An 11,922-nucleotide genomic window follows, 5' to 3' on the forward strand; every position below is an offset into this window, starting at 1 on the left:
AAGCTAAAAAAATCTTAGTAGGTTTCACGAATTCCTTTTTTCAAGAAAAAGTACAAACAGAAGTAGATCCTTTTCAGTTTCTTCTAGTAACTATTTTATCGGTTTCTTTTCCTGAGGTCTATAATAAAATCTTCCAAAACGAAAGATTTTGGGTAACAGATGCGTATAATAAGAATGTTAATACTCAGGAAGAAACTTTTAAAGAGTGGGATAACTATTTTTCCTCACTGTATAGCCTATATCCGGAAAGAGGAGATTTTTTAAAACCAATATTTATCATACTAAATCATGCTTATTTAACTTTTTTATATGATAAAGAAGGTTCCTCCTATACCAATTTTGAAATTCTATACGAAAAAAGGCACAAGGCCGTTTCTTATATTCAGAAACCCTTAAATAGTAAGAACTATTTTTACAGGTATTATAATCACACCCTATCACCAGCTACAATTCCAGATAAAGTATTAGATGCTTTGTGGAATAATTTGAAAGTAGAGCATAATCAGGATGTCGCTGTAGAAAACCTTCAAGCCTTTCTTGTGAAAAATCAAGAAGGATTAGGTAGCTTCTTTTCTTACATTTCCTTCCATTTACAAAATTTAGATTTAAAATCTTTAAATTATCTCCCTTTTGCATGGAAAAATTTAATAAATCAGCAAAATACTCCCTTTAAAAAAGGAGAACTGGATTCTATTTTTGAAAAAATAAAAGAAATAGTTAAAGACAAAAAAATACCCTCTCAGACCTTATTAGAAATAGCTTTTGAGGTTAATTCTATTTGCTATAAAATTTATTTATATCACATTCTGTTACAAGAAAATTCTGAAGAGGCAAAAGAATTAATCGGTTTTTTGCAAAAACAAAACTGGAATGCTAAAGATGTATTATCGGATTGTTTTTATTATAAACAATCTTACTATAATTTTGCTGCATTCTATGACTGGTTAAGAGACTTCAAATATCCTGCCCATTATTTAGAAAAACGACAAGCAGACTCTATAGTTGTATTTAAAGAAGACGAACTTATATTTTGGGAAGCAATAGGTGAAACATTATATAGGAGTACACAGGGTTACTCTATGAATGATACTTTGAAGACTTGGGGAAAAGAAAATATCTTTGATATTATTGAGCAGTTGTTACAGCAACCAGATTTAACCCATCGTCAAGAATTACAGGAAATAAAAGAATATTATAAAGATTGGAAACCTCATACACAGGATTCCAACTAATATTTATCTGCTAGGGCTACAGAATAACTAACCTACCTTCTATTTCAATAAAATAGTCCAACGAGTCTTGGTTTTCCTTGCCTTGGTCTTAAAAGTGGGTTTTAATAGCCTTGTCCAACGGGCTTTGGATTCTTGTTTTGATTTATTATTCACCATTTTGACTCTGTCTCCTGTGTTACAGTCTTTTAAATTTAAATTAACTTTATTGCAAATGTTTATTTTCAAATGATATTTTGTTAGAAATAACAGAAGATTATGATTGGATTATATTTTATGTACAAAAATAGGTTTATGACAGATTGTAGAAAGGAGATTCCATTGAAAATTATCAAAAAATCTTAAAATTCGGATAAATATAAATTTCATTTTTAAATTATCATAACAACTACAAAAAATGATTAATTTGTCATAACTTTAAACAATAGATAAAAATAAATTTAATTACTTAAAAATAAGTTATAACAGGCTTTTATCAGATGGATAAAGAAACTAGAATCGGATTAAAAATAATCATAATGAAAACATAAATTGCTTTTGTTATAAAATCAAAAAATATTCTTTTTTGAATAGAAAAACTATTGATGCAAGGTTAAATAAAAATAATATTTGATTAATGTTAAAGCATATTTTTATTGAATTTTTTCAATTGGGAAAACAGACTGGATACATTAGGTTAGAGAATATAGTTGAAGTTATTATTTTTATCTTACTTACAAAGACATAATATAATATAAGGGCGGGCGTGTTCTCTCCGCCCTTATCTCTTTTTAGAAAACAGGCATTTAGTTTTTTAGAAGAAAAAAACCCTCTCTTTAATCAAGTGCCATATATCAGCCATATATCCAAAAAGTAGACATTAGGACCTCAAAAGTAGACATTCATGGCTGAAAAGTAGACATTGAACAGAAATTACCGATTTGCTATATTCTTATGATAATTTACAAGTTGACTTTATATTTATCCTAAATTTAGGATAAATTATCGATTTTCAGCATATTTTTAGGACAAATGATAAGCATATGGAGTATTTTTTATGATAATTATAAAATACACTTTACATTTATCATAAATTTAATTATACTTTTAATATGCAATACATACATAGAACCCTAGAAAAAAGTTTGTTATCTGCGGTACAACAATTTCCTGCTGTTGTGCTGACCGGACCGCGTCAGACCGGAAAATCTACTTTGCTTAAGCAGCTTTTCCCTACCTATCACTATGTGACATTTGATGATTTGAGCGTCAGAAACATCGCCAAAAAAGATCCGGCTTTATTTGTTTCCACCTTACAAACTCCCGTTATTATTGATGAAATTCAATATATTCCGGAACTTTTGAGCTACATCAAAATGCACATTGATAAAGAAAGGGTAAACGGACGGTTTCTGCTAACGGGTTCTCAAATGTTTAATGTAATGCAAGGTATGTCCGAAACTTTGGCAGGAAGAGTTGCTTTATTTGAGCTTTTGCCATTGTCTTTTCAAGAGTTAAACAAGGTACCGCAAGACCCCATTCCTTGTTTTGAGCAAATTATTAAAGGGTTTTATCCTACTCCTAATACGCAAGAGATGGACTTACAGCTCTTTTACGGCAGTTATTTATCTACTTATGTAGAAAGAGATGTTCGTCAAATAAAAAATATTCATGATATTGCTACCTTCCAACGGTTTTTAGAATTATTAGCTGCCAGAGTGGGCAATTTACTCAATATGCAAGACTTAGCCAATGACTGTGGGGTAGCCAATGCTACGGTTAAAAATTGGATTTCTATTTTAGAATCCAGCCGTATTATTTATTTGCTTCGCCCTTATTTTAATAATGCAAGCAAGAGACTAGTCAAAACCCCCAAGGTGTATTTTACGGATACGGGGCTGTTGGCATATTTGCTTCGTTATAAAGATGCAGATACCTTGCTTAAAGGACCTATGGCAGGGGCTATATTTGAAAATATGATTATTATGGAAGCGGTAAAAGAGAATATCTATAATCGCACCGGACATAATTTGTATTTTTACAGAGATTCAAATCAAGTGGAAGCGGATTTGGTTATAGATAAAGGCCAAAGCATAGACTTATATGAAATCAAAGCCACTCAGACTATTCATAGTGACTTTGCCAGAAAATTAAAGAATGTTGATTTGCCTGCCACCAATAGGGCTATCTTATCTTTAAATTCTACAGAGATGCCATTACATCCGCAGGTTATGGCTAAACCATGGTGGAGTATTCTCAAATAAACTGATTTATCAGATGTTTAGCATGTAAAAAGTCTTTATTTTTATCAAGTTTTTACAGGTGCTATTGGTTTTTTATATTTTTACACATCTTTAATAACCGAATGAAAAAGTGGGGAGCATACAATAAATAACCTAAAATGCTTAATTTAACTAATCTAAATTAAACCCTAAATTTTTTAAACGGTCCAGAAAAAAATTTACAAAAAATTTACATAAAGGTTCAAAAAACAGCAAAAAACTGCAAAAAAACAGAGGATTTGTAAATTTTTTCTTAAAAAAGAAAATCTCCGATTCTTCGTCGGAGATTTGTATAAAAAATGATAAATTTGTGACTTCTGAGGGGGCTATGTCAAGGGAACGCGCTACCCCTGCGCCAACTGGGCTAAAATCGGTTTTGACTACCTATTTATTATAGCAAAAGTATGAGATAAAAAGAAAGATTCAATAAAAAAACAGCAAAAAGATGGGGGATTTTTTAAAAAAGAAAATATCCGATTGTTTTCCCGAAAGCTCTCTGCGTTTTTAAATTTTTTTTTTCGTTTCTTGCCGACGAATAAAAATCACACCTTTGATTTAATCCTTTGCAAAAGTCCTTTTTCTACATAAACTTTCTGTTTTAAAGGACAATCCCTGTACCGCGCTTTTACACTCTAAAAGAAATTTTCTCCTTCGCCTTCAATCCGAATGGTTATTCTGTGAATTTCGTTTACCACTCCATATAAAGAAACAGCGGTGTCAAGACATTCTATCCAATATTTATGCCCTCTGACAATTTCCCTTATATGATAAGCCATACTGCCATCTAACGTCTTTATTTCCGCCCAAGAATGGTACAGAGCTTCCATTTGATAGCGCAGATTTTGCAAAACAATTTCTTCCGGTTTTTCTTGAGCGGCAAGCTCTACTAGTTTGGAATGTTGTTCGGTAAAAGAAATCAGCAGTTTATAAGAAGCCATTCTTTTTTCTCTTACCACTTCGGGTTGAGTAGAATCTTCTGCAAATTTTTTGTAGTAATCTAAGAGACTTTTTAAGTGTTCTTGAGCAGCAGCGGCGCCTTTTTCGGCCCGAATTTGATTTACTGCTTTTTGATTTGCTTTTTTAAATGATGTTTCCCATTTGTCCTTCGGCAACAAATTATGCGTTACTTCGTAGTTCATCAAGCCAGATGTAAGTTGGGCTGATGCACTCGTGGAAACAAAAAATAAAACTCCAAAAACTAACCAAATTTTTTTCATAAACTTTATCCTTTACACCAACCGGGTTTGAATGGGTTAAACTACCCTTTCACTATACCAAATAACCCCACTAATATCAATTTCCTTATCGGATAAATACTAAACATCTGAAAAGAAGTAAGTAAAATCTTTTTCGGGTTAACCACGCTTTTTTGCATAATGTAAAATATTTCTTGACATATACCCCCTGGGGGTATATAATATAGACAGATACCCGCAAGGGTATAAGGAGGTAAATATGGCTAAATGTTCAAATCCGAAATGCACTTGTGATCCTTGCACTTGTGGCGATAACTGCCAATGCGACGGAACCACTTGCAAATGTCCGAAACCGGCAGACAAAAAATAATATGAGAATATATTTCCCCGGATAATATCTCCGGGGAAATAGAAGAAATGAGAGAAAATTATGGAAAACAAACACCTTTGCCATAAGGCCGAACTTCCCCGCTTAAACAGAGTGATCGGACAGCTGGAAGGTATTAAAAAAATGATAGATGAGCAGCGGTATTGTCCCGAAATCCTGATTCAATTAAAAGCGGTACGCTCGGCAATTATATCCGTAGAAAAAAATATTTTATCTACCCACTTGGAAAAATGTGTGGCGGATTCTTTTGACAATAAAAATGCTGCCCAAGAAAAAATTGCCGAGATTAAAGAACTTTTTAACAAGTTGCAACATTAAATAGCGTTGAAAAAATGGGCCAATAGAACGCGTTTTGAAACCGAAAAAAAGCACTAATTTAATTGTTCTCTTAAGTAGGCCCTGTCTTTGTAAACTTGTTGAATAATGTTGTCTAAGGCACTTTCATAGCCTTCCCAGGCGACTTTGGTATAACAATTGCGCGCACTATTGCAATCGCCGTGATAGAAGCCGACTTTATTTTGAACGAACGCTTGCGAAGTATATTGTTTTATCAATTCGCCCTGGGCATTCAATACGTTTAATTCCAAATCAGTAACGCTTGTGAACGTCGTGATCGGTAAGCCTAAAGCCGGCGAAAGCCCTAACGTAACCACAGACAAAAACGTATATAAAGATGCTCCGTTTCGGGCTATATTCATCTGTGGCAGTAATACCAAATATCCCTTTTTTTCTCCCGGTTCAATTAAGTTCGCTTCCACTTCGCGGTAAAATCTCTCAGCCATGGGGTCATCTGCCCTAGCAAACTCTGCTTCGGGATTGAAATTTTCTAAAGATTCTTCATTTAAAAAAACCGCTTGTAAATAGGGTAATCTATCTTCAAAATCCCGATTCGGTGCTGCCGTTGCTTTGCTTAAACAAAAAGCCGTACAACCGGACAAAAAATTTAACCCCAATAATAATGCAAATATTTTCTTCATAAAAATTTCCTGGTGTTTTTTGCTAGTTAGATTATACAAAAGAAAATAAAAAGCTATTTTCACCCGCAAAAAAAGGCCCCTTGCGCAAAGGGGCCTTTTTGTATTGTGCGGATCAGAAAGTCCGTTCTTTGATTTGTTCTTTCGGATCTTCGTCCAAAGCTGTTGTTGTGTACGGGACTTTTTTAAAGTCTATTTGGGTCAAATCCACTTTGCGGATTTGAGAATTATACATAGTGCGGTAATAAAACGCCGGATGGGTGGTGTCGCTAACGCAGGTCACTTGGGTAGCGCTGGGTATATTCGGAATCGGTTGGTCCGGTGCGAACTCGGCCCCTATCGGAATATCAAACGCATTTAAGATGTGAAAAGCCTGTGTGACTGCCCCGTATTTATCGGCAGGCGTGCGCGAACCATGCAACCAAAAGAACGCACGGATAAAGCGCGATGGCGGAGTAAAATCACCGGGTATGCCCAACAGCGCCGAGCCGGACCCCAACGAAAATAAATCCGCTCCGCCAAAGGTTTTGGCGGGTATCGTGCCCGGCATGAGATTGATGTAATTGTTCAAGTTGCCCAAATGCCAAGCAAAATCGGGAGAGTTTGTTAACACACCGATTTTATTTTCATAGATTTTGCGTTCTCCGCGGTTGGTGATTTCTAATACAATGTTGCGTCCGCTGGCATCGGCAATGCGCCAATGTCCGGTATTATAATTACCTTTTTCGTCGGGTTTGGCAATCGGAATAATATCTATCTTTTTAAGATGTTTTAATACTTCATCTACCGAAGCAAAGTTAGACAATATCCACGGGACCAGCTCAGCATCGCTGACCGATTGTTTGGCTTTTTTAGGATTGTACGGCGCCAAACTGCCATAATGGGAAAAAAAGAAAATCCCCGCCGAAAGCCCCTTTTCATTAATACCTTCGGTAATAAACTCGTCCATGATCGTGGTGGCCCCCACTACCCCATAGCGGGTAGTCCAGCTCAGGCCGTTTTTTCCTTCAGGTGTATAAGACGTTTTTTTCACACCGCGCGGCCAAACGGCCAATTTGGCCTTTAAATCGTATCCGCTCCATTCAATGGTACGCGCTTGAATACGGGTTCCGTCTTCGGCGGACAGAGAAATCCCCGTACATGCCAAAGCCGGAGAAACGGCCGTAGCCGTAAATGTGGCTGCTGCCAATAAGGCTGTTATTTTTTTCATACTGCTTTTTAAGAGCGGATAAATATAGTGTTGCCGCCCTTCTCCCTGTATTAGCAGTATGAAATAAAAAATCTTTTTTGTGAATATCAAATTTTAGATTATATGATTTGTTGCATCGGGCGGCATAAATGTAAAGGGCCTTGGCTGAAACCCCGCAAACGCGTACGTAGGGGCAGTAAAAATTCATATAATTTAGGATATGAAACAGGATTTTTCTTTTTCTGTTTTGATGTCTGTCTACGCTAAGGACCGCCCCCTATGGCTGGCCCAAGCTTTGGATAGTGTTTTGCAAAACAGCCTTTTGCCAAAGGAAATCGTGGTGGTGACCGACGGCCCTATCGGGGCGGATTTGCAAAAAGTTTTAACAGATTTTACGCAGAAAAGCCCTTTGATACGCTTACTGCCTTTAGACAAAAATGTAGGGTTGGGCGCAGCACTGAATAAAGGTCTTTCGGTCTGCTCGTGCCCCTGGGTAGCGCGCATGGACGCCGATGATATTTCCTTGCCCGGACGTTTTGCCCAACAAATATCTTTTTTGAAACAAAATACGGATATAGCCGTATTGGGCGGCTGGGTGCAGGAGACAGATAGCGCGACCTTAACGCCCCTATCGGTGCGCCGCGTGCCGGAAAACCCTGCCGACATTTTGAAATTTCTCAAAAAGCGTTGCCCTTTTAATCACATGAGCGTTATGTTTAAGAAAAGCGCTGTTACGGCTGTGGGCGGTTATCAGCCTTTTTATTTGTTGGAAGATTATTATTTGTGGGCGCGTTTGGCGGCGGCAAAATACCCGATGGCAAATTTGCCTAACATATTAGTCAATGCCCGCGTAGATGAAAATATGTATGCCCGCCGCGGCGGGTGGAAATATTTCAAAAGCAATTACGCCTTGAGCCGCCGTTTGCGGCAGTTGGGGCTTATTTCCTGGCTGACGCATGGGCACAACGTAGGGGTACGTTTCTGCGTGCAAGTATTATTGCCCAATTCGTGGCGCGGTTTATTTTACCGAAAAGTTCTGCGTTAAAAATGAATAAAAAAGAAAATTCTACTCCTGTGCGGATTTTGCAAATTGTTTCCAGCGCCTATGTGGGCAGCGGGGTTTTACAAGTGGTGTTAAATTGGCACCGCCGCCTGGACAGAAGCAAGGTGCAGTTTGATTATTTGTTTTTATTGCCTACCTGTCACTCCTGTCAGGCCGAAATAGAAGCCTTGGGCGGGCGCGTGGAACAATTGCCGAATATCGGGAAAAATCCCTTTCGTTTTCTAAAATCTGCGGTGGCTTTTTTTCGTCAACACCGCTACTTGACGATTCATTCGCACATTACGCATTTAAACTTGCTTTTTTTTCCTTTAGCTAAGTTTTTTGGCGCGAAAACTATTATTCAGCATGCCCATGGCACGCAGTACAGCGACAAGGCTTTACCGGCTTTGCGCAACCGCCTGATGCTCGGGGCGGTGCGGCCGTTAATAACACATCAAATGGCGTGTTCTACGGCGGCGGGCAAGTTTTATTTCGGCAAAAAATTTACCCTTGTTAACAATGCCATTGAATTGGAAAAGTTTACTTACACCCCTCAAGCGCGTGCCGAAAAACGCAAAGAATTGGGGGTGGAAAATCTTTTTGTGATCGGGCATATCGGTCGCTTCAATGAGCAAAAAAATCATACTTTTTTAGTGGATACTTTTGCCGAAGCGGTAAAGTTAAATCCGCAGTGCGTTCTTTTGCTTGTGGGTAGTGGGCCTTTGGAAGAGAAAATCAAGGCAAAGGTCCGCCTAATGGGGTTGGATAATAAAGTGAAATTTTTAGGGGCGCGCCGAGATACCCCCGCACTTTTACAAGCGTTTGATGTGTTTTGTATGCCCTCTTTTTATGAAGGGCTTCCGTTAGCAGCGGTAGAAGCGCAAGCGGCGGGGTTAGCTTGTGTGTTGTCTTGCGGTATTACCGATGAAAGCGTTCTGTTGCCTTGCAGTGGCCGTTTACCGCTGGAAGCGGGCCCCGAAGCATGGGCCCAACGGCTGTTAACACAAGTTTGTTTTGAGCGAAAACAAGGCATAGAACTCTTGAAACAAAAAGGATTTGATATTTCGGATAGTGCCCTGCAAATGCAAAAATTTTATGAGTCTATGCCCGGGGGAACTTTATGAAAATATTAGTGGTGGCGGGCAGCTGTCTGCGGGTTAATTCTTCTGCCAATTTGTGCCATTTGGCATATATTCGCGGGTTGGTGGAAAACGGACATCAAGTGCAAGTGCTTTGTGTGGAAGAAAAAGGCCAAGTGACAGATGATTCCATGGTCTTGCCCGAAGGAGCACAATATTGTTACTTTCCCGATAATTTTCTTTACCGCTTTATGCGGCCGTCTTCTTGGAAACAAACCAAAAACAATCTGCAAAACCAACGTAAAAGTTGGAAAACCAATATCATTGCTTATCTAAGAAAAGCCGTCAACTCTTTTTACGGACCTTTCGGCTTGCATGGAGCTTGGGCCAAAAACGCAGTGCGCGGTTTTAATGCTCTGCCCTATTATGACGTGGTGATTTCTCTTTCTTCCCCGGTGCATAGCCATTGGGTGGCGGTACAACTGATTAAAAAGAAAAAAGTGCGTTGTAAAAAACATATAGAAATTTGGGAAGACCCTTGGTATTTGGATTTATACAACCGCCAAAAAAACAAGCAACAATTTACCATGGAAAAAGAATTGCTATCCGCTTGCGACCGGGTCTTTTATGTAAGCCCTTTAACCCTTCAATATCAAAAAGAATTGTTCACGGATTCGGCGGGTAAAATGGATTGGGTAGCTTTGCCTTATTATTACAAAGAAGCCCAAGCCACCGCCCCGAACCATCATTTCGGCTATTTCGGCGATTATTTTCCTTTTTCGCGGGATTTGACTCCTTTTTATCAAGCTGCCAAACAAAGCAATGTTTCCGTTTGTATTTGCGGATCTCCGGAAAGTTTATTTGAGCCTACGGAAAAAATTTCCATTTATCCCCGCTTGGACTTGGCGGATTTGAAGCGCCGCGAACAGGAAACAGGCATTTTGGTCTGTTTAGCTAACAAAAAGGGTGGGCAAATCCCGGGGAAAATTTACCAATATGCCGCAACGTATAAAAAAGTGCTGTTTATTTTAGACGGCACTCCGGCTGAACAGGAAGTACTGCGCCGCTTTTTAGAGCCGTTTCAGCGTTTTTACTTTTGCCGAAATAATGCAGCGGATATTAAAAAGGCCTTAGCCGAAATCCTGGTTGGAAATTCACAAATTAAAAACGAACCTTTGGAGTCTTTTAGCCCGGCTCATATCGTGCGCCAAATTTTTGCCAAGGCGGGTTTATTATGAAAATCTGTGTGCGTGGCAGTGTTTTGGCGGTGTTGGCTTTTTTAAGTGTTCTGTGTGCGTATGCGGGACCTTTGGCCGGGGCAAAAGCCGCCGCTCTGTGGTGTTGTGCGGTGGGGGGATTTGTGTCTGCCTTGGCTTTTTTGCGTAAAATAGAGATCACAAAAATAACGTTTGGCTGGGGGTTACTTTTGTTGTATGTGTGTTTAAGCGGGCTGATGAATTTTCCGCAAGGGTTGTTGTATGCGGCGATGTTTTCCGCTTGTGTGGTGTGTATGCATGTGCAATTAGATGAGCGGGCCTATCGGCTTTTATGGAAATTATTTACAGGTGTAGGCGTCCTGCTGGCGGTTTCGGTTTTATTGCAAAAGTTTTTTCCGGGCTTTTTTTATGCCGCTTCGCAAAAATGGTTTTTTTGGGGAAACCAGGCTGAAATGGTTTATCTCTCAGGGGCGGTGGCCAAACACTATACCGGGCTTTTTATAGAGCCGAGTTTGACGGGCTTTTACCTGGGGATTGCCTTTTGTTTGGTGTACGGAAAATTATTCTTCAGTGCGCAAAAAAGCTCTTTCGTTTGGTGTGTCGGGCGTATTTGCTTGCTGGGTTTGTTTTATTATGCCTTATGGGAAACCCAAAAACGAAGCATGATTTTAGCCATCTCTTTTTTATCGCTTTTATTCGGGTGTGCCGCTTTGGTAAAAAAGCCTACGCGCAGGAGAATTTTTACGGCAATTGCCGGAGGTGTGTTGTTGGTGCTTTGTTGGAGCTTTTTGGCAGAGCAAATCTCTTTGCTTTTAACAAAAGGGACCGCACAACAAATAGAGCTTTCTGCCAGAGAGCCTTTGTGGCAATTGGCTTGGGAAATGTTTATACAAAGCCCTTTTGTCGGTAACGGAGCCAATAGCTATGATGTGGCTTTTAATGAGTCCGGTATCCGTAATTATTTCTTTGAATTTGCCGGTGCGCATAATGGCTATTTGCAACTTTTGGCCGAGTGGGGTCTTTTGGGTGTTTTGTTGTTTTTTCCGCTTTTGTTTCGGCAGATGTTAAAAGGGGTAAAAAACGGCTTGTTACGTTCCGAAGCCCCTGGGCAAGAATGGAGTTTCGGCGCTTTATCAGGTATTGCTTTTATTATGATTTATGCGTTATCAGGCAATCCGTTTCACCAACCGCAAGAGCTGTTTACTTTGTTTATTTTGTTGGGAGTATTAAAAAAATATGAAACCATCTGCTAACACTTTTAAAACCATCGGATTGTACGGCATTTACGGCTTATATAACTTTGGTTGTGAAGCGATTGTCCGCGGTACTTATCAAATGCTCAAATCC

Annotated in this window: 10 protein-coding genes; 7 read left to right on the forward strand and 3 right to left on the reverse strand. The window is 39.0% G+C overall.

Annotated elements, in window-relative coordinates:
* Window positions 1-1,232: hypothetical protein (locus tag IKL48_02090; protein MBR3603470.1), on the forward strand; the 1,232-nt coding region annotated here is incomplete at its 5' end.
* Between the two features lie 1,088 nt (window positions 1,233-2,320).
* Entirely contained in the window at window positions 2,321-3,472 is a 1,152-nt protein-coding gene (locus IKL48_02095; GenBank protein MBR3603471.1) for an ATP-binding protein, read from the forward strand.
* A gap of 650 nt (window positions 3,473-4,122) precedes the next feature.
* On the opposite strand, the gene IKL48_02100 is transcribed toward IKL48_02095, so the two are convergent.
* Entirely contained in the window at window positions 4,123-4,707 is a 585-nt protein-coding gene (locus IKL48_02100) for a hypothetical protein (protein ID MBR3603472.1), read from the reverse strand.
* Window positions 4,708-5,116: 409 nt separating this feature from the next.
* Between IKL48_02100 and IKL48_02105 the strand changes: the two genes are divergently transcribed.
* Window positions 5,117-5,392, forward strand: coding sequence for a metal-sensitive transcriptional regulator (locus IKL48_02105; protein MBR3603473.1), 276 nt, complete (start codon window positions 5,117-5,119; stop codon window positions 5,390-5,392).
* Between the two features lie 53 nt (window positions 5,393-5,445).
* Here the strand turns inward: IKL48_02105 and IKL48_02110 are convergent, their stop codons facing one another.
* Both IKL48_02110 and IKL48_02115 read right to left on the reverse strand, forming a co-directional pair.
* Window positions 5,446-6,051: a hypothetical protein gene (locus IKL48_02110; GenBank protein ID MBR3603474.1), complete on the reverse strand. Its 606-nt coding sequence runs from the start codon at window positions 6,049-6,051 to the stop codon at window positions 5,446-5,448.
* 112 nt (window positions 6,052-6,163) lie between these two features.
* Window positions 6,164-7,258 carry a choloylglycine hydrolase family protein gene (locus IKL48_02115; protein MBR3603475.1) on the reverse strand — a complete coding sequence of 365 codons (1,095 nt, stop codon included), beginning with the start codon at window positions 7,256-7,258 and terminating at the stop codon, window positions 6,164-6,166.
* Window positions 7,259-7,457: 199 nt separating this feature from the next.
* Between IKL48_02115 and IKL48_02120 the strand changes: the two genes are divergently transcribed.
* The 4 genes from IKL48_02120 to IKL48_02135 are packed head-to-tail and all read left to right on the forward strand — an operon-like array spanning window position 7,458 to window position 11,828.
* A complete protein-coding gene (locus IKL48_02120; protein MBR3603476.1) occupies window positions 7,458-8,282 on the forward strand; it encodes a glycosyltransferase in 825 nt (274 codons plus the stop codon).
* 2 nt (window positions 8,283-8,284) lie between these two features.
* Window positions 8,285-9,403 (forward strand): glycosyltransferase family 1 protein, encoded by a 1,119-nt coding sequence (locus tag IKL48_02125; protein MBR3603477.1) that lies wholly within the window; start codon window positions 8,285-8,287, stop codon window positions 9,401-9,403.
* Window positions 9,400-10,596, forward strand: coding sequence for a hypothetical protein (locus IKL48_02130; GenBank protein MBR3603478.1), 1,197 nt, complete (start codon window positions 9,400-9,402; stop codon window positions 10,594-10,596). The genes IKL48_02125 and IKL48_02130 overlap by 4 nt, the downstream gene beginning before the upstream one ends.
* Complete coding sequence (locus IKL48_02135) at window positions 10,593-11,828, forward strand: O-antigen ligase family protein (GenBank protein ID MBR3603479.1); 1,236 nt, start codon at window positions 10,593-10,595, stop codon at window positions 11,826-11,828. Before IKL48_02130 ends, IKL48_02135 begins: the two co-directional genes overlap by 4 nt.
* Window positions 11,829-11,922: the final 94 nt, after the last annotated feature.

This window comes from Elusimicrobiaceae bacterium, from assembly GCA_017520185.1.
Taxonomy (GTDB): Bacteria; Elusimicrobiota; Elusimicrobia; order Elusimicrobiales; family Elusimicrobiaceae; genus Avelusimicrobium.

Bases quoted from the DNA above. Each gene is read 5' to 3' on its own strand.
- IKL48_02095 (MBR3603471.1), top strand. From the start codon at position 2,321: ATGCAATACATACATAGAACCCTAGAAAAAAGTTTGTTATCTGCGGTA.
- IKL48_02100 (MBR3603472.1), bottom strand. From the start codon at position 4,707: ATGAAAAAAATTTGGTTAGTTTTTGGAGTTTTATTTTTTGTTTCCACG.
- IKL48_02105 (MBR3603473.1), top strand. From the start codon at position 5,117: ATGGAAAACAAACACCTTTGCCATAAGGCCGAACTTCCCCGCTTAAAC.
- IKL48_02110 (MBR3603474.1), bottom strand. From the start codon at position 6,051: ATGAAGAAAATATTTGCATTATTATTGGGGTTAAATTTTTTGTCCGGT.
- IKL48_02115 (MBR3603475.1), bottom strand. From the start codon at position 7,258: ATGAAAAAAATAACAGCCTTATTGGCAGCAGCCACATTTACGGCTACG.
- IKL48_02120 (MBR3603476.1), top strand. From the start codon at position 7,458: ATGAAACAGGATTTTTCTTTTTCTGTTTTGATGTCTGTCTACGCTAAG.
- IKL48_02125 (MBR3603477.1), top strand. From the start codon at position 8,285: ATGAATAAAAAAGAAAATTCTACTCCTGTGCGGATTTTGCAAATTGTT.
- IKL48_02130 (MBR3603478.1), top strand. From the start codon at position 9,400: ATGAAAATATTAGTGGTGGCGGGCAGCTGTCTGCGGGTTAATTCTTCT.
- IKL48_02135 (MBR3603479.1), top strand. From the start codon at position 10,593: ATGAAAATCTGTGTGCGTGGCAGTGTTTTGGCGGTGTTGGCTTTTTTA.